Source organism: Psychrobacter sp., assembly GCF_049295055.1.
Taxonomy (GTDB): domain Bacteria; phylum Pseudomonadota; class Gammaproteobacteria; order Pseudomonadales; family Moraxellaceae; genus Psychrobacter.
Genome location: NZ_JBAQQF010000003.1, coordinates 17655 through 37553, shown reverse-complemented (window position 1 = coordinate 37553; position 19899 = coordinate 17655). Strand labels below are relative to the sequence as shown.

Sequence of the window (19899 nt, the reverse complement as noted above, 5' to 3'; positions counted from 1 at the left end):
CTGTTACTAGGCCTTTGTGCTTTAGTGAGTATTGCTTGTCTGTTTTGGCTGGTCAATTCATTATCATCGATTAGTCAGTATTTAACGGATTTTAATCAATCAGTCATATTTCCAGTGATTGTATTTGTAGTAGGTATAGTAGGTATCTTATTTGCCTCATACCAGTTACTACAACAGCGCGGTGGGTCAGAACGCTTACTCATCGAAAAAGAAACGTTACGTCGCCGCCAAGAAGCTGAAGCGGAGTCTGAACGTGCGCGCCAAATCCAAGAAGAAAATGAGCGTAACCAGATTGCAATTTTACGCTTGCTTGATGAACTGGGTGATTTAGCAGATGGTGACTTGACGGTCAATGCGACGGTATCAGAAGATTTTACTGGTGCGATTGCTGACTCCGTTAACTTTGCAATTGACCAACTACGTCAATTGGTATTGGTTATTAACAGTACTGCTGATCGTGTTTCGCAGTCCTCAGAGCAGACGCAGATGAACGCTGTTGAGCTTGCTGAAGCATCTGAACACCAAGCACAAGAAATTGCTGGCGTGTCAGCGGCTATTAATGAGATGACGGTATCAATTGACCAAGTTTCAAACAATGCTGCAGAATCTGCGACGGTTGCTCAGCGCTCGGTCGCCATCTCTTATAATGGGGCAGAAGTTGTACAGCGTTCTATTGAAGGTATGAACGTCATTCGTGATCAGATTCAAGAGACATCAAAACGTATCAAACGCCTTGGTGAGTCTTCGCAAGAGATTGGTGATATTGTTGGTCTGATTAACGATATTGCTGACCAGACCAACGTTCTAGCATTGAATGCGGCGATTCAGGCATCAATGGCAGGTGAGGCTGGGCGAGGATTCGCGGTTGTTGCTGATGAAGTTCAACGTCTTGCTGAGCGTTCAGCAAATGCAACCAAACAGATCGAAACGCTGGTAAAAACCATTCAGGCGGATACGAGCGAAGCCGTTATGTCAATGGAATCAACGACTTCTGAGGTTGTACGCGGTGCACGTTTGGCAAAAGACGCTGGTGAGGCACTGGAAGAGGTGCAAACCGTTTCTAATACCTTGGCTGACCTTATCCAAAACATCTCAAACGCTGCGCTACAACAGGCAGAGTCAGCTGGTCACATCTCTCATACCATGAACATTATTCAAGATATCACTTCACAAACCTCGTCTGGTACGATGGCGACGGCACGTTCTATTGGTGAGCTAAGTGAAATGGCCGCGGCACTACAAGAATCTGTGACGGGCTTTAAAATATCTGATGATGATGAGCAGTTGAATAATGAAAATACTGATAATGAGTATTTGGATATTGATGAAAGAGAATCAGACAGTATCTAATGGCTGTTGATAGCGTTTATGATTTTTTATATTGAGATGTTAACCAAATTGTTGCCTTGATCATTATCTATGACTAAGGCCGCAAAACTAATAGCAGGTTACATGAATAATCATACTCGAAAAGGTAGCATTATCATTAATAAGGCTGAAACGGCATCGCTAGAATCTTTCATGCAAGACGATAGTGAAACGTCAATTGATGATGCTGCTTTTGATACGCAACGGTGGCAACGCTATATAGAGCAAGAGATTGGATTTATCTTACCCACTGTTCAGCGCAAATGGTTAGTAAATGCCGTTAGTCAGACAGCATTATCGTATGGGCTGACCAGTATACAGTTATGGCATCAGTTACCGCACAATGATGAGCTGCGCCAGCAATTACTAGATAAAGTATTGATTCATGAAAGCCGCTTCTTTCGTCATTTGCCTTCTATAGCGTTTGTCACAGACTATGCATTACAGTATCAGCGACATCAGCTTATAGAGGCTGGTGCTAATGAGATATTTCGTATTTGGAGTGTGGGCTGCGCTAGTGGGCAAGAGACGTGGTCGCTTGCGATGAGCTTAGCCTCAAAGCAGCTCAGTAATTACGCTATATTGGGCACTGATGTCAGTCAGCAGGCACTTAAAACGGCACGCTTAGGTCAATATGACAAAAGACAGCAATCGTTAATCCCGCTGGAATGTCAGCAGTTTGTGCAACCATTACAGCCTGTCAGTACCACCAAAAATTCACGCTTTAATACTGCTTCTATTGAAAAAAATAAAGTAAATAGTGGCCGTGCAGACTGGCATATTACGGCACTGTTAAAATCACATGTTTGCTTTGCTTTACACAATATTATGGATAAAAAACCACCCACGCCCTATTTACAGCAAGTGATAGTCTGCCAAAACATGCTGTTATATTTTCGCAAGTTTGATCAGCGCGATATTTTGGCACGGCTATCAGAACAATGCGCATTAGGTGGTTATATTATATTGGCTCCAGGTGAGGCGTTATTTTGGCGTCCTTCAAATATGCGCCGTATTGCGCACCCACAGATTAATGCGTGGCAGAAAATCAGTGCCTAAATTAGCGCCTAGACAAGTTAGGATAAACCTATGAAAAACCAGCCCAATGACATGGTAACGATCGAGTGGTTATTGCCACTGTTTAATCAGCAATTATCACAGGTAGCTGATGGCTGGCGGTTAGGGACAGAAAACTCTAATTATGAGCAAATGGCACAGCACTATCATCAGATTAGTGGTGCGCTCACCATGATCAACTTGCCTTCTTTGGCAAGTCTAGCGACTAAGCTCGGCCTATTAGTGGGAGCAAGTACTCCTCAAAATTTAAGTGATAAGTACAATGACTTAAATAGTAGTTTCAATGATAATAGTTTAGGTAACGACAGTTCAGGTAATGATAACCTTGATAGTCATCTTGCTGCTGAGAAACATCAAATCGGGCAGGTCGCTCATAGATTGTTGCAGCGTGAGCTTGCGTACTATGCGCGAACGGGCAACCACCATAGCGCTTTAATCAAAAAAAATTCGGCTGCGTTATCTCAAGCTTTATCACGGTTTGAAATAGAGACAGATCACCTTCTAGATTCGGTCTTATTATCTACAGATAATGATGTAGATAGCCTATCAGCTCATGATGATATTGACATAAGCATACCAGTTAGCATGTTGGTATCAGACTTAGACAACAATCAATATCAGCAATTGTTATTGGTTTGGCGCCAGCAAGCGCAACAGTTACTAGCTGAAAATGCAAATAACCCTTCTATATTGACTGTACTAGAAAAAGTCAGTCACTACCTATGGCAGACTGCACAAGAGGCAGATTTACAGCGTCTTTGGTATTTGGCTGAATTGTGGCTGCACGATCTTGGAAAAAATGAAACACCGCTGCCTAAGTATTATGCAACGCTATTAAGTCAGTTAGATCAGGTCATAGAGTCTTTCCAGAATCAAACTGAGCTATCAACTAGTATCATTAAGAACTTAATAAGCAGTATTTATATTGAGTTAAACGGCCTTGTTAATCATAGCGATAATACGCAATCTGTATTGAGCGGCTGGTCGCAAACGGGTACAGAATCACGTTTCTTACCGCGTATACTGAGCGAGATTGAGACGATTATCTTTAGTCTTGATAAGCCTCACACTCTGCTAAAACCTTTACAACACATAAATACTCAGCTTGAAAATCGTGGTTGGACCTTGTTTGCGTCACAAGTAGCTTCTATTCTGACTGATATAGAGCACAACCTATCGTCGGACAAAGACTTTACTCAAGAACAATGGCAAATTGAGCGTCAGCTTCAAGAGCTATATAGCGCTGTTTATAATACAGAGCAAGTCATATCTACGAAAATAGGTAATGCGGCTTCTTTGACGTCGCTATCTCAAGTAGTTGTTGCTAGTGACGACTTGCAGCCAGAAAGCAGGACTTATATTAGCGCCAATGATGAAGGTTTACGTGAGCTGCGTATTGCTGTTGAAGAAGTTAAGCAAGGTTTTCTGGACTATATACAACGCCAAGATATAGATCTATTACCAGATCAAGCAGATTTCACTAGAATGAGCCATGCTTTTGATAGCATGGAACTGCCTTCGATTGGTCAAGCAACTGCTAAAATAGCTGATGTATTTGTACAAATACAAACTCATGAGATAGAAGCGCTCAGTTGGGACGTTACCCAGGCGCTGGCAGAGGGTTTAACTTCTATTGAGTTGTTACTCGATTATCTTGCCCAGCAGTTCTTTGACCAATCATTATTAGAAAAGGCAAACGTATATATTGATAAAGCAGCAACACTGCTTAGTGAGTATATTGATGCGCCTGAAACGGTCAATGATACTTTCCTTAGCCAAAAACCGGCAGCAAGCGATGTACTGCGCTATGATGATAGTGGTGAGATTTTGCCTATTATCGATCAATATTTCGGCGCTGAAACATCGATTGAGTCACTATTAGCTGATGAGATTGTCATAGATGAAGAGAGTCAAAGTATCGTCGCTGAGGCTGTTAGTGAGGCTGTTAGTGAGGCTGTTAGTGAGGCTTTACTGCGCGCTCGTCAGCAACTCAAAGCTGATAATTTTGATATAGATGAAGATATTCGTGAAATATTTATTGAAGAAGTTGAAGAAGTTGTTGCTGATTTAGAGGATTTTTTACCAATATGGCAGGAAGACGCACAAGATCTAACGCCATTAACGGAAGTGCGTCGAGGTTTTCATACCTTGAAGGGTTCAGGACGCATGGTTGGTGCTTTTAGCCTTAGTGAGATGGCATGGTCTATTGAAGAACTACTCAATCATTTATTAGATAAAACCTTACCAGTGACGGATGACGTCGTCGGTTTCGTGATAGAAACTACAAAGCGCTTACCAGCCATGTTAAGCGACTTTGAGGCACAGCAAACGCCAAGTTTTGATCCTGCCATTACTATTTTGCAAAGTCATAATTTAATAACCCAACAACCTATTAATTTTGGATTGGAGATAGCCGAACCGGTATCTTCACAAACCGACATCGAAAAAGCTAATTTTATACCAGAAAATTCTGCATTAGACCATAGTTTACATTCACAAGCGCCAAGCTTAATTGCTGAGACTGGCAGTCCTATAGATGCTCTTACTATTATCAAGCATACTCATAATACTGGCGAAGCAAGAAATCTCTCTGAGTTATTAGCTGGTTTAGAAATACCCATGGTACTGAAACCATTTATCTCAGAATCAAAAGTGCTAGCAGCGGATGCAAACGATGCCGATCCTGATATCAAAGAAATATTTATAGAAGAAGCCAATGAAGTATTGGATGACATCGTTCCTTTATATGAGCATTGGCAGCTTTCTCCCAGTGATTTGACTGAACTGACGGACATTCGCCGTGGCTTCCATACGCTAAAAGGTTCTGGCCGTATGGTTGGCGCTAACTATAGTGCTGAATTAGCGTGGTCTATAGAAAACATGCTCAATCGCATTTTAGATAAGAGTATTGCTGCGTCAGCAGATATACAACAGCTTATTGGCGATGTATTGACAGCTTATCCTGCGCTGCTAACAATTTTTGAAAATGAAAGCGAAGATTATCCCGCTATCTTGCCATTGTGGGTCGCATGTGCTGATGCTTATAGTAAGCAGTTGGGCGATCAGTTCAGCTACAGTGTGCTATGCCGTCAATTAGTAAGCTCTTCTGAACAGCAAGCTTCTGAGCATATAACACTACATTCTGAGCTAGATAACCATGTTCAAGATTCTGAAAATGGTAGTGATCAAACAGTTGATCGTGCATTGCAGACGATTCATTCGGTCAATGAAAAGATGGCTGAAGCGCCTATCATTTTGACGCCTCAAAGCGAAGAAGAGCAAGCTTTTTTCGATATTTTTATCGAAGAAGCGGAAGAGTTGTTAGAGGGTATCAATGAATTTGTACGTAGTCATCAAGGCGAGTCACACGTTGCAGTGAGTGATGAGATTGTGCGTGCATTCCATACACTGAGAGCGGCTTCTGGCTCTAGCGCTTTGGTAGCAATCAGCGATGTTAGCGCGACCATAGAGCAGAGCTTAGAGCTACTGCAGCAGCAAGATATACCGATGCATGCGAAGCACTTAAGTGCGCTAGCCCAATCTGTGACGCTTATTGATGGTTATCTCGATAACTATAAACAAAATGCGCAACAGCAAGATATGTTGGTAGAAAATATGCAAAGCGAGCAAGATATCGCCTCATTACAGGCGTTGCTTGACAAGCAAGATATCGACGATGGCGAGGCTATAGCTGATGATAAGCCAACGATAAACCAGTTATTAGATAGCGATATTGATGACTTATTAGATGCAGAGTGGCAATTGGTTGATGGGCTTAGCAACTCAGAAATCGACGAAGTTCAGAAATATATAGCTCAGCAAATTACACAAATAAAATACCTCACTGACAAAGCAAAGGTATTTCCAAAATTTACCTCTATTCTTAATGCATTGGAAAATGCTTATGATTATTTGAGTAAGCATGTTGAAAAATCTGCTAATCCTGATGTTCAAGCCATATTACTTGCGGGGCATGCTCAGTTAATTGGTTTATTTGACGCTTTAGCGGGTAGCACCTCATTAAAAATTGATGAGCAAGTGCTTGAGCAATTGCAGAGTATTTCTCAAAACAATGGTTACAGTGATTACAGTGATTACAGTGAGCAAAATAAACACAGTGATGCGGTTATTGCTCAAGAAACTTATGAAGATGTTGTAGCTGTGCAAAGTATTGCAGCGCCTGAGCTAGAGCTTGAGTCTATCGATACTGACATCGAACTGTTGGAGATTTTCTTAGAAGAAGCCCAAGAATTAGATGATGCCCTGGTCGATAGCTTTAGTAAGTGGCGAGCAGATATTACTAATATCAATACCTTAAAGGTACTGCAACGCCATCTGCATACCATCAAAGGTGGCGCGCGCATGGCGGGTATTCGTAGTATTGGGGATTTGACCCATGAGGCGGAGAGCATCTATGAAGCGTTTGTAGAGGTTCGACGCGCGCCAACGGCGCAGTGGCTTGAGATTATGCAAGTGGTGCAAGATACCTTATCATTGCAAGTAGCGCATATTGTACGTTACCAAAAATCGTTTTTTGCGCCTGAGCTTATTGAACAACTACAGCAGTTTGAAAAAGCAAAAGTATTACCAGAAATGGTACAACTTATTGTACCTATGCCAAAAAACCATGTTGATGCCCAGCCTGAAATCTATGCAAATGAATATACGCATCGTATAGAAAAAGCGGCTGATACTTTAAGCTTAGATAGAATTATCAAGCAATCATGGGCTAATGGCTTGCCTGATCCTGATATTTTAGAGGTATTTTTAGAAGAAGCTGAAGCGCTCACCAACCGTAACGAGTATCTTAAATTATTCTTAAGTGATGCTGGTGATATGGTCGCATTACAAGGACTGCAGCGTGACTTGCACACCCTAAAAGGTGGCGCACGTATGGTGACTGCCAGTGGTATTGCTGATCTAGCCCATGAAATGGAATCGGTATATAAAGATTTTGTTGATCGCCGCCGTCCTACTACTAAGAAAGTATTAGAGCTACTTGTGGCTTGTCACGATTGGCTTGCAGATGCCGTATTTATTCTCTCACAACAGGTTAATCCGCCAACACCTGACTTATTGATTGAAGCATTACAACAATTTAGTAAAAACCCTGACAGCCTAAAACAAATACCTAAAGAAACCCTGCAGCCTCAGCGTGAAGCGATTTTAATTGCTAAAGAAAAGCAAGAGACAACCTATATCCAAAAAGATATCAGTGACATGCCGCTCATGGTTAGTGATGTCAGTGAGCAAGAACAGAACGCCAATAATAATGAGATGATTCGTATCTCAGGCGGTTTGATTGAGCATATGATTAATTTGTCGGGAGAATCGGCGATTAACCGTGCGCGTATTGATATGGGTATTAGTAGCTTGACGAATAGTATTGAGGAGATGGGTACTACCGTACAGCGCTTGGCTGATCAGCTACGCCGGATGGAAATTGAGCTTGAAGCTCAGATTTTATCGCAGATACATGAGGAGCTGGTTAATCACGAAGGCTTTGACCCGTTAGAGATGGATCAGTATTCTTCTTTAAATCAGTTGTCAAAATCTTTAACAGAATCGGCATCGGATTTGGTAGATATTAACAGCACCTTATTAGAAAAAACGCGAGACAGTGAAAGTTTATTGCTACAGCTATCGCGGACGCAAACTGAACTACAAGATGGCTTGATGAAATCGCGTATGGTGCCTTTCACTCGATTGACGCCAAGGCTTGAGCGTATCGTACGTCAAACAGCCAATGAGCTTAATAAATCGGTTGAGCTAAAGATTATCAATGCTGACGATGAGATGGACAGAACCATCCTAGAGCGTATTACCTCACCGCTTGAGCACATGTTACGTAACGCAGTCGACCATGGTATTGAAAATGTCTCAACGCGACTAGAAGCGGGTAAAGAGCGCAGTGGACAAATTACTCTAGAGGTACTACGCGAAGGTAGCGAAATCGTCATTCAACTGACCGACGATGGTCATGGTATTGATGTTGAAGCGGTACGTGAAAAGGCTATTTCTCAAGGTCTTATTGACGCTGACGATAGCAGTCTCAGTGACATTGATATCATGCAATATATCTTTAATGCGGGGCTAAGCACCAGTAAGCAAGTAACACAGATATCAGGGCGCGGTGTGGGCATGGATGTCGTTATCAGTGAGATTCGTCAGCTAGGTGGCGCGGTATCGGTCACATCAGAACTGGGTAAAGGCTCTCGTTTTACCATACGTGTACCACTTACCGTTGCAGTCTCTGACGCGTTGATTGTTCGTGCTGCTGATCGTTACTATGCCATCCCGTTGGTTCAGATTGAGCGTGTGGTGCGTATCAACCCAGAAAAGATTTACGACTATTACCAATCAGGTGAGGCAACGCTTAATTTTGAAGATACCGATTACCGTGTACGTTATTTAAATGAGATTTTATCAGGTAATAAGCTTAATGAGTTGGTCGTTAATACCAATACCAGCGTACCGCTTATTATTATTAAAAACCGTAGTGGACAGAATATGGCGCTACAGGTCGATCAAATAGCGGGCTCACGTATTGAAGTCGTCGTAAAACCTTTGGGGCAACAGTTCTCGAATCTATCAGGTATCTCAGCAGCCACGATTATGGGCGATGGTTCAGTAATGCTTATCCTAGATTTGATTGCTTTGATGCGTAATGCCTCTTTGGTCAAAGAAGTCTCACAACCTGCTATCGTTGAGCGTAGAAGCCTAGAGTCTAAGGCGACTATTTTAGTAGTCGATGACTCAGTCACGGTACGAAAAGTAACGTCACGCTTCTTAGAACGTCAAGGCTTCAATGTTGCACTTGCCAAAGATGGTATTGATGCGCTTGAGATATTACAAGAGATGACACCAGACTTAATGTTATTAGATATTGAAATGCCGCGTATGGACGGTTTTGAAGTTGCAACCCAAATCAGACATAATAGACGTTTGCAGCATTTGCCTATCATTATGATTACGTCACGTACGGGTGAAAAACATCGTGAGCGCGCACTTGAGATTGGGGTAAATGATTACATGGGCAAACCTTTCCAAGAAAATGAGCTGCTTAATAAAATCCAAAGCTTATTGGGTAAGAAGGTTAGCTTAACTGATGAAGGATAATGTACGTGCCTTGGCGCTAAAAGATAAAGGTGATATCAAGGTGTTAGTAGTCGCAGAGGACCATCGTCAGCGTATGGCTTTTTCCGATACGGTACGTCATTGTGGCTTTCAGCTTATTGATTGCATCACACGGTCACAGTTGCAAGAAAAGTTCAATAATTATGAAGCACCTATCGATATCTGGTTGATAGACAGTGATTACGATGAACACGTGGCTACTATGACTGTATTGTCTAAATCCGCCTCTGTCTTGGTCGGTTTTAGTCAAGCACCTTATCTCAATGAAGCACAGCAGTATGCCAAGTGGCAGCGTAAATTAAAGCGTAAGCTTGCCCAAATGCTTGCTCTACCAACGCTCATAGATACCGTCGCTTACAAGAATGAAGCCAACGATTGGCGTTATGTCGTGTTTTTAGGGGCTTCTATGGGTGGCCCTAGTGCAGTCAAAGAGTTCTTAGATCATTTGTCGCCCAAGCTACCCGTTAGTATTTTATTAGCCCATCATTTCAACCAAACGATGATTGGTACACTACCCCGTATCTTGAATCGTCATAATGACTGGCGCTGTCAGATGATTACCTCGTCACAGCGCTTGAGAGCCGGTCAATGTCTGATTGTACCCATTGATAAACAGATTGTTTGTGATTCAACAGGGCGCATTATTTTGTCAGATTTGGCTTGGGAAGGTGATTATAAGCCTTGTATTGGTCAGATTATTAAAAACACCAGTGATGTTTATGGCAGTGAGCTGATAAACATTATCTTTTCAGGTATGGGCAACGATGGCACGCAGTATTTAGATTTAATTCAAGACAATGACAGTCAATTGTGGGCGCAAGAGCCAAGTTTAAGTGCTTGCCCTAGCCAGCCACAGGCTATCATTGATTCAGGATATTGTAAATTTGTTGGTAGCCCTAAAGCGTTAGCAGAGAAATTGACCGATTATATTGCTGAAAGGGCGACAAGCGCCTCTTCACATTCATCTATTGTGAGCGAACTATGAAACAGATTTTAAAACATTCGTTTGAGGCAGTAAGCTTACTGACCACCAACAACGGTATGCTCGACGTTACTATCGTCCCAGCGTTCGACCAGCCTGACTGGATTATTCCCAGTAGTTTAATTTTGAGTGTGGATGAGTATGGCGAACATACTTGGACTTATGAGTGGCAACAGCAAGAAGTCGCTGTTTTTCATATGCTACCGCGTCATCAAACGCCAGATAAAATGATTGTATTAGAAGGCAATACCTCAGCGCATCGTATCGCTCTACAGACAGCTGGTGAGCTGCGCCAACTACAGGCGCGTATCTCTGATGTTAAAGATGTGGAGCTTCCTGAGCATTATTACAAAACAGATAGCATCATTGATACGGTTCATGAACGTGTGCAAGAAGATGTTGTGCTATCCTACCTATTTCAAACGGTTATGATTGATAATACCCTTTACTTGGTGCCAGATTTGGATAAAATCGCGCACCAATTGATTGATTTAGACAGCTGATTGCTCACTCGTAATGAAGCTTTATATCAGGTTTTTTCGATGGCTTGTTAGTTACGCTTTGCTAGTCAGTAGCTGTCTACTTAGTTGTCTATCCACATTATTAAGCAACCGTTAGCGATAGAGGTGACACAGTAATCCATGAATAATATCAATTCAAATCTGACAAAGTGGTCTGCTACTAGTCGAGTTTTCCACTGGATTAGCGCGATTTTATTACTGATCACATGGGCAATGATGCTGTTATATACGAACCTTGATAGCAAGGTCTATATTGGCCTACATAAAGCTTTTGGGGTCAGCTTATTGTTTTGGATGATAGCGCGAGTGATTAATCGCGTCTTTACTAGGGCGCCGCCACCGGCAGCGATGCCGAAATGGCAAATGCTATTATCGCAATTGTCACATTTTGCGCTATATGCACTACTAATAGCTATGCCAATAGCAGGACTGCTCATGTCCGTATATGGTGGTCGACCGGTTGATATTTTTGGTTTGTTTCAGATTCCCGTATTTGTTACTCCAGATAGAGGCTTAGCACGACTTTATAATGACTGGCATACCGATATTATCTGGCCAATGATTATCGCCTTTACACTTATACATATCGGCGCAGCTTTATATCATCAGTTTGTGAAAAAAGACAATCTAATGTCGCGTATGAAATAGTTGATAATAGATAATAGATAATAGAAAATATGCGCACAAAAAAGCCCTAGGTAGGATACTTAGGGCTTTTTTTCTGACTAAAATAAATTTTTTATCAGTAATAAAATTACTTTTTATGCTCAGGCAAACTGATATTCATCTCTAGTACGTCTAGGCTGTCTTCAGAGCGATGATTGATATTCACATCATCAATCTGTACGCCATTGACATACTTATTGACCACTTCTAATATCTCGCGCTTCATTTTTTCGATGCGGTCTGGGGTCAAGCGATTACTCAAGCGATTTTCGCTAGCAACAATGACTTTTAGACGCTCAGTTGCCATATTGGCACTACCTGAGTTACTGTTGTCATCCGTACCGAATAGACTGCTCCAAAATCCTTTTTTCTTACTCATTATTAACCCCCAAACCAGCGCTGTAATAGACTCTTTTTCTTTGCATCGATATGACGTAGCGGACGCTCTTCCCCTAAGAAACGAGCGACAATATCGTCATAACACTGACCAGCAACAGAATCCGTATAATGAATCACTGGCTCACCGTGGTTAGAGGCTTCGAGCACAGAGTGGCTTTCGGGAACAACACCAAGTAAAGGAACTTTCAAGATGTCATTTGAGATGGTATCAATATCCATCATCTCGTTAGCAGCTGCACGTTCTGCATTATAGCGTGTGATGATAAGGTGCTCACGTACAGAACCTTGGTTTTCAGCAACCTTTTTTGTCTGGCTTTGCAAGATACCAATAATCCGATCTGAGTCACGTACTGAAGATATCTCAGGATTCGTCACGATGATGGCTTCATCTGCATGATACATCGCTAGCTGAGCGCCGCGCTCGATACCAGCAGGTGAGTCGCAAATGATATAGTCAAATTGCTTAGAAAGCTCTTCCATAACTTCCGCCACACCCTCGTCTGTTAACGCGTCTTTATCACGCGTTTGACTGGCAGGCAATATGTATAGGTTTTCTAGCTGCTTATCTTTGACAAGCGCTTGTGATAAGCGTGCATTACCACTGATAACATCGACAAAGTCATAAACAATTCGATTCTCGCAGCCCATAATCAAGTCTAAATTACGTAAGCCCACATCAAAATCGATAACAACTGTCTTATAGCCACGCAATGCTAAACCGGCGGCAAAAGACGCACTAGTCGTGGTTTTGCCCACGCCGCCTTTACCCGAAGTGATTACAACAATCTTCGCCACAATGGCACACTCCTATGAATGAATGAAATGATCTATGAAATAGTTATTATATAAAACAGCACGTATATAAAGTAGCATATTTGGTGGTCGTCCATATACCGTATATGTACTATCTGCGAGCGTAAGCCTAGCATAAATATACAAAAACTTATAGCAACTCTATATTAAAGCATAAAAACAGCGTCGATATTAAATCTATACAATGACAAGCTCATATGAACGCTTACAGATATGGTAAATAGTGGCAGAGCTATCAATTTATCATAGCGCAGTTTTGTTAAATAAACTTACTACAATATGAATTAAGCCATGGATTAAACCATTTGGTATTTATACCTGCATTTACCTTAGTAGGGATTTACGGTTTAACACCTTTAGCCAGCTGAGATTCGTCCATTATGGTAAATACCAGTCCTTGACCTTCCAAAAAACGTACCTCTACTGACTTATCAACCACATGCTCTGGTAGATTATCACGTAAGCAATAGGTACCTGCCACTGACACAAGAGAAGGGTTAAATATCTGGCAGAAGATACGCGCGTCCTTATCACCAGTGGCACCTGCGACCAAACGTCCTTGAGCGCGCCCATACACATGTAAATTATTATCAGTGATTGCTTCTGCGCCACTATTGACACTGTTGGTCAGAATTAAATCACCGCCAACATGATTGAGGCTTTGTCCTGAGCGCAGCATTTGATCATAGATGAGGCTAGTAATGTGTTCAGCACTAATAAGTGTTTCGGCAGGCAAAGCTGCTTCATTTGGTGCACTCGTTTCAGCCGCTTGATTACTGGCTATTGAATCAGCGTTATCGGTAGTGGTTTTAGAGTCGCTATTAGCATCAGTAGCTGTTGTAGTGGCGGCTACTTGGCTTAGCTGAGTCATGGCTTTTTTACTCGGTAAAATGCGCTCGATACGCTTACCATCTGCTGGGAATATCGCCAAGCGTAACTCGCGCGCTTGTGCGTCAAGCAGACCGGTCACCACGCCGATAGGTTGCAAGCCCCAAGACCAAAGTAGCTCTACCAATGCTGATAAATCTTGCTCTACTTCACTATCAATCAATACTGGGATATGACTGCTCTTGTTACTTAGCGTTGTTTGCAGCTGGGCTGTAATCGCAGCGAAATCATCAGTGCTCAACTGCAACCGTGAAAAGGTCAACATTTTGCCATAAAAAGCTAAGGCTGGCGTGGTTGTCGAGGCGAGGGTAGTGTTGTCATTGTCTGAAATTGTCATAGTATAAATCCTCAAAAGATGGTCATATTGCTGTATTCACGGTGCCGTTTTTTATTATCAAGTCGCTATTTTAAAAATTCTATAAGTTAAGTATGTCTTTATTCTTCCATTGTTGTATTTTCAAATTTGATTCAAATTCTAACAAGCTCTCAGAGAAGACACGGGCTATAAGACTTTCAAGTTCAGTATTATTAGTATCAAGTTGGGCGACACCCTCTGCAATTACCACCATTAGCGTATCGATGCGCTCAGGATCGAGCAAGCACTCATTAAGGGTATTGACAACGTTTTCACCAATATTATGACCGATATCTAGTAATTGCCCCTCAATTAGTTTACCGGCGATTGGAATTAAGCGCAGCAAACGGTGCAACTCTGGGGTGTTCGCCAATGCATTTTCGACGGCATTACCAATATCAATGGCGAGCATTTTGCCACTTTCTGAGTTGCTGTTCAGGTTTTGTAGTTTTGGCGCAAGCTCTTTGCGTAATAAGGAGAGAAGCGCGGCTTCAATCTCATTACGATTGCGATTAAAGGTCGCATCAATCAACGACTTTTGCATCTTGGGATCAGTCAATTGCTGCCGATAGTTATGAATGGTGGTCAGAACAACGCGATCCGACAACTCTTCTAACAGTAAATTGATATAGAATTTAATCCGGTTGATCCAAGGTTGTGGTAACACTTGATAGCCGAGCTGGTGTAAGCGTCGTCCGATGATGACGGCTCGGAATAAACGTAGCGCTCGTAGCTGCGGAAAGCAACCAAGCACTTCATACCAATGTACAAAAGGGAAAAAGAACCAGCGATAATAGATCTTTTGTTTAATAGCAATGGCCCAGCGTAGTAATAACTCAATCACTAAGAATATAGTAAAAAATCCGCCCGTAGTACGCAGTGAGTCGTGTATCGTATTTTGATACCAGACCAAAGCATCACTAAGTGATAGCCTACCTGCAACATTAGCGCTAATAAAGTCACTCATCAAGATAGTATCAATACTAATCAGTAATAAATCGATACTGATCGCGACAATCATCACAATATCATAGGTCAACCGCAATCGGTTTGGCTGTGGACGATTAGGTTTCGGTGATAATGGTGATAGGCTATCTGGTAACTCTGAGTAAGCTGCTGAGGACTGATTGAGCGCTGACGTTGACTCTATAGGCGGGCTAGTAGTAGAAGAGGCGGGCACAGTCATACCTTATAAATAGTAAATGGCATCAGTAATGAATAGCTTTACGCCAATCACTACTAAATAAATAATGAGTTTAATGGTTATTCACATTATCAATGAATAACACCAAAAAACAAGCCATCAACCATTATAATTTGATATTTTACAAATTATTTTTTTATACAGAACCCGCATTTTTGATTAACTTAATTTTCAATCTCAGCTGTCTCAGTAAACTCAGCCAACATATCCGTAATACGCTGGTCTTTTTGCTGCCAAATTTGCTCGACCCAATCGAACATTTGCGCTTTAACAGTCTCGTCATTTTCATAACCGCCATTTTGGATGGCCATAAATAATGTATCTGGCATCTTGATATGGCGAACATCGACGCCGAGGCGTTTGATATTGCCTTTCCATAAGTCGCCATACGTCGGTACACCATCAGGATAAACAATGGTCATATCCAAAATACCATCCATATCATCACCTAGCGCATTGATTGCCAGTGACAAACCACCCGCACGTGGTTTTAATAAATTCTTATAAGGTGAGTGCTGTTTATCACGTTTCATGACTGTAAAGCGCGTACCTTCTAAATAGTTTAGCAAAGTAAATGGTTTATTTTTTAATAGCGCACAAGCGCGCTTTGCTTCTTCGATATCTTTGCCTTGCAGCGCTGGATTCTTGGCGATTGCCTCTTTAGAGTGTCTACGCATCATAGGGAAGTCTAAAAAGTAAAACGCTTGCCCAACCACAGGAATATAAATCAGCTCAAATTTGGTGAAAAATCGTGTTAAAGGTAAGCGGTTTTCACTAATATATTGCACGATACTGGTATCAACCCACGACTGATGGTTGCTAACCAATAAATACTTACCTTGCGTATTAACATCATCAGGTAAGCTGATACGCCAGTCTTTTTTAGGTAAAATATTGTCGATTACCATATTATTACTGCTAATCCAATGATTGGTAATGCTAATCACTGTCTTATCGGCAATTTGTGAGCCGGTAAGTATTTTGGTCGCACCCATCAACCATAGAGGAATACTGCCACCAAAGCTATTGACCATTAGTACACTTGTGGCAGTCGCCAGCGATACGGCTTTCCCCAGTCTAGGAGCACGCTTATGTATTTTTTGCATAGTGGAGTTCAATCGCATATCCAATCTCTTTATATTAGTTTTATGAATCTATTAAGCCTGTTTCTAGAGAATCGCTATTTATCAATTACCGCAAAAATATCTGTCTTTTTGTTGATTATAATGCAAGGTGGCGGCATGGGAGCCTAGTTTGATTGCTACTAGTTTGATTGCTATATGAAGCGATGATATGTTTAACCTAGTACAAGTAAAAAATGATTAATGAAGAAAGCTAAAGTGGCTATAAAATATCTATAAAAGCCAAGAAAATATTTATAAAAGCTAAGACTGTTTATATAAGCCCAGTTTTTTATTTTCTACTCTAGCATTAAATTATTTGTATCATCATCGCTAGCCCTTGACGTTTTATCATAGCAAGGTAGCAAAGTGTTGTTGGTGCAAGAGGCGAGTTATCTACCAGATAATCACTTTACTGCACGATTCTAGCAGAAAAAAATTAGAGTGTACGGCTGTAAACGTGACTTGTCATAGCAAATAATGAATAGGTATAGAGAATTATCTGTGAACACTTATGCACTTCTAACACATAGATGTGACAAAATGTTACACAGAATTAGAATGAGTTTGCCATAATATAAACAGCGTAGATAAAAAACTAAACGATGTTGCTAAGTGATTATTAAGTGATATTGGTCATGAGCAATTTTCATAAAAAGCACAACTTATCTATTATTTTATTTAAAACTTATGAGGAAATATTATGCGTAATACATTAATGGTTGCAGCACTAGCATCAGGTTTGGCTCTTACTGGCTGTGCGACGGATCCTAACACTGGACAACAACGTCTTAATAAATCTGCTATCGGTGCTCTAGCTGGTGCGGCAGGTGGCGCAGCTATCTCTAAAGCGACTGGTGGCGACAAAACCGGTCGTGATGCTGCTATTGGCGGTGTACTTGGTGCTGGTGTTGGTTACTACATGGAGCGTCAAGCTCGTCAGCTTGAGCAGCAAATGGCTGGTACTGGCGTGACAGTTAAGCCAAATGCTAATGGTAATATCGACCTAGTTATGCCAGGTAGCATCACTTTCTCGTTTGATGACGCGACTTTGAATAACTCGTTTAAGCCAACGCTTGAAAAGCTTGCCTCTACTATGAATGAGTACAACCAAAATACAATAACCATCGCTGGTCATACAGACAGCAAAGGTACTGATGCTTATAACATGAAGTTATCACGTGACCGTGCTTATGCAGTTGCTAATTACCTAAGCGCACGTGGTGTATCTTCTAACCGTATCAGCGTAGTAGCCTATGGTGAATCTCGTCCAGTTGCCGACAACAACAGTGAATATGGTCGTCAGCAAAACCGCCGTGTTGAGCTAACGGTTAATGCGCCAAACAGCGTTCGTTAATTCTCGCTAAGTTGACAGTATAAAGATTCAGATAAAAAGGTCAGCGAAAGCTGACCTTTTTTTTGACTAAATTTTGTCCATGTTTTTGCAAAATTATATTTGATAATAGTTATCAATAACATTATAATTCCCAATTATTCAACTGCTAGATATTTATATTCCGTCCGTACTTTACGACTGAATAGACGATTATTAACCAGCGTCTAGTGTCGTCAGCTTAAGCACGTTACTGGTATCAATGTTGAATATCCCTCTTATTCCCCTTTCTTTTTTATTTTAGTGTAGCCCATCAAGGACATATATGAATATCACTACAGTGACAAGCCGTAAAATTTTACCGACTACTTTAGCTGCTGCACTGGCAGGGATATTAATGTTATCAGGTTGTACCAAACAGTCTGATGAGAAGGCGACGACGGATACGCAAGCTGAAGTAAAAGGCACAGAAAATAAAGACAGCAAAACCTCATCAGCGGCTGACCAAGCACATACGGATCGCTTGCTGATTAGTTATGCTGATATGGCGCATGCTGCCTATAAAGATTCTTTGGATACGGCAAAAATTTTACAAACTGCAGTGAATACCTATGTAGAAACCCCAACACAAGTCAATTTGGATGCAGCAAAGGCCGCATATAAAGCGGCACGCCAGCCCTACTCACAGACTGAAGTATTCCGATTCGATGAAGGTTTTGTGACACCTAATGAGCAGCGTAAAATTGCTAGTACAGATAGTTGGGAGGGGCAGGTGAATGCTTGGCCATTAGATGAAGCTTTAATTGACTACGTAAACGCTGACTATGAAGGCGAGTACAACAGTAAAGACAATATTATCAATAGCGATATTATTAGCGTTGGCAGCCTCAAGCAAGATACCGGTACTATCACGCCTGAGCTGCTCGCAGAGATGAATGAGATTGGCGGTAGTGAATCCAATGTGACCACAGGTTATCATGCTATTGAGTTTATGCTATGGGGTCAAGATACCAATGGCGTCGCTGAAGGTGCTGGCAACCGCCCGTTCAGTGATTATCTAACGACTGATGGTCAATGCACTAGCGGCGAGACTGTCAATCCTGATGTTAGTATCTGCGAGCGCCGAGGACAGTATTTAAAAGCAGCAACTCAACTGCTGGTTGATGATTTGACCGCGATGGAAGCACAGTGGCAGCCTGAGAGTGAAAATACTTTACGCAGCGACATGATGGCACGTAAGGATAGTAATAGTCTGCGCCAAATCATGTATCAAATGGGCAGTTTAGCACTTGGGGAGCTTGCCTCTCAGCGCATCCAGGTAGCGTTTGTCACTGGCTCTACTGAAGATGAGCATGAGTGTTTTAGTGATTTGACCCATTTAAGCTATGCCAATAACGCTCGCGGTATTCAAAATGTCTTTAATGGTAGCTACAAAACCGTCGCGGGCAAAACCATAGGTGGTTATGGACTTAAAAACTATCTTGTCGATACAGGCAACACTGAAGCTGCTGATAAATTAGCTGCTGATTTTGCAAAAGTAGAAGCGGCATTTAACGTCATTGTTGAAAAAGGCGAAAAAGAAAATATCAAGATTGATCAGATGATTGCCACCGTAGGGCAGGCGAGTAAACACGGTGTTTCTGCTGAAGAGCAAAATAAGCGTCGTGGTTGGATTGAAAGCAGTATCACAAGCTTGCAAGAGCTGACCGCTGGTATCGAAAATGCCGCAAAAGCCGTTGGTATTGACAATTTGGATGCAGATGCAGGCTCACAGTTTTAAGTTGTCGCTTTTTAAAACTATCACTGTTTTAAATTACCACTATTTAATCTTATCAAGTATATATATTTATAATGCCTGATAAGTCGCTATAAGTGAATGAGAATTATTTTCATAAGAAAGTAAATTATGTATAATAAACACGTTGTCGATTTTGGTTGGCAGCGTGTTTTTTTATAGCGTATTAAAATAGCCGGACAGGTTAGATAAGGTCAGTGCGTAGCTGTCACTTATCGACTAGAAGTGAAACACTTTATA

At 41.6% G+C, this 19899-nt stretch carries 12 protein-coding genes and 1 pseudogene; 8 read left to right on the top strand and 5 right to left on the bottom strand.

Features of this window, described 5'->3' with window-relative positions; translation table 11 throughout:
* Positions 1–261 precede the first annotated feature (261 nt).
* From WAZ74_RS00660 to WAZ74_RS00635, 6 genes and pseudogenes are all read left to right on the top strand, one after another.
* A pseudogene (locus WAZ74_RS00660) lies at positions 262–1272 on the top strand (methyl-accepting chemotaxis protein); the annotation flags it as partial.
* 180 nt (positions 1273–1452) lie between these two features.
* On the top strand, positions 1453–2427 hold the full coding sequence (locus WAZ74_RS00655) for a CheR family methyltransferase (protein ID WP_422304706.1): 975 nt from the start codon (positions 1453–1455) through the stop codon (positions 2425–2427).
* Between the two features lie 30 nt (positions 2428–2457).
* Entirely contained in the window at positions 2458–9564 is a 7107-nt protein-coding gene (locus WAZ74_RS00650) for an Hpt domain-containing protein (RefSeq protein ID WP_422304704.1), read from the top strand.
* Positions 9554–10567 (top strand): chemotaxis protein CheB, encoded by a 1014-nt coding sequence (locus WAZ74_RS00645; protein WP_422304702.1) that lies wholly within the window; start codon positions 9554–9556, stop codon positions 10565–10567. Before WAZ74_RS00650 ends, WAZ74_RS00645 begins: the two co-directional genes overlap by 11 nt.
* The gene (locus tag WAZ74_RS00640) at positions 10564–11067 is read left to right on the top strand and encodes a hypothetical protein (protein ID WP_422304700.1); all 504 of its coding nucleotides are present in this window, start codon (positions 10564–10566) and stop codon (positions 11065–11067) included. The genes WAZ74_RS00645 and WAZ74_RS00640 overlap by 4 nt, the downstream gene beginning before the upstream one ends.
* 138 nt (positions 11068–11205) lie before the next feature.
* On the top strand, positions 11206–11733 hold the full coding sequence (locus tag WAZ74_RS00635) for a cytochrome b (protein WP_422304698.1): 528 nt from the start codon (positions 11206–11208) through the stop codon (positions 11731–11733).
* 106 nt (positions 11734–11839) lie between these two features.
* On the opposite strand, the gene minE is transcribed toward WAZ74_RS00635, so the two are convergent.
* From minE to WAZ74_RS00610, 5 genes are all read right to left on the bottom strand, one after another.
* Positions 11840–12130: a cell division topological specificity factor MinE gene (minE, locus tag WAZ74_RS00630; RefSeq protein WP_422304696.1), complete on the bottom strand. Its 291-nt coding sequence runs from the start codon at positions 12128–12130 to the stop codon at positions 11840–11842.
* 2 nt (positions 12131–12132) lie between these two features.
* Positions 12133–12945: a septum site-determining protein MinD gene (minD, locus tag WAZ74_RS00625; RefSeq protein WP_422304694.1), complete on the bottom strand. Its 813-nt coding sequence runs from the start codon at positions 12943–12945 to the stop codon at positions 12133–12135.
* Between the two features lie 358 nt (positions 12946–13303).
* Positions 13304–14188, bottom strand: a complete 885-nt coding sequence (minC, locus tag WAZ74_RS00620; protein ID WP_422304692.1) for a septum site-determining protein MinC — start codon at positions 14186–14188, stop codon at positions 13304–13306.
* Positions 14189–14267: 79 nt separating this feature from the next.
* Entirely contained in the window at positions 14268–15392 is a 1125-nt protein-coding gene (locus WAZ74_RS00615; protein ID WP_422304690.1) for a hypothetical protein, read from the bottom strand.
* Between the two features lie 182 nt (positions 15393–15574).
* Positions 15575–16534, bottom strand: coding sequence for an acyltransferase (locus WAZ74_RS00610; RefSeq protein ID WP_422304688.1), 960 nt, complete (start codon positions 16532–16534; stop codon positions 15575–15577).
* A gap of 700 nt (positions 16535–17234) precedes the next feature.
* Between WAZ74_RS00610 and WAZ74_RS00605 the strand changes: the two genes are divergently transcribed.
* Both WAZ74_RS00605 and WAZ74_RS00600 read left to right on the top strand, forming a co-directional pair.
* On the top strand, positions 17235–17888 hold the full coding sequence (locus WAZ74_RS00605) for an OmpA family protein (protein ID WP_422304686.1): 654 nt from the start codon (positions 17235–17237) through the stop codon (positions 17886–17888).
* A gap of 301 nt (positions 17889–18189) precedes the next feature.
* A complete protein-coding gene (locus tag WAZ74_RS00600) occupies positions 18190–19644 on the top strand; it encodes an imelysin family protein (RefSeq protein ID WP_422304684.1) in 1455 nt (484 codons plus the stop codon).
* Positions 19645–19899 lie beyond the last annotated feature (255 nt).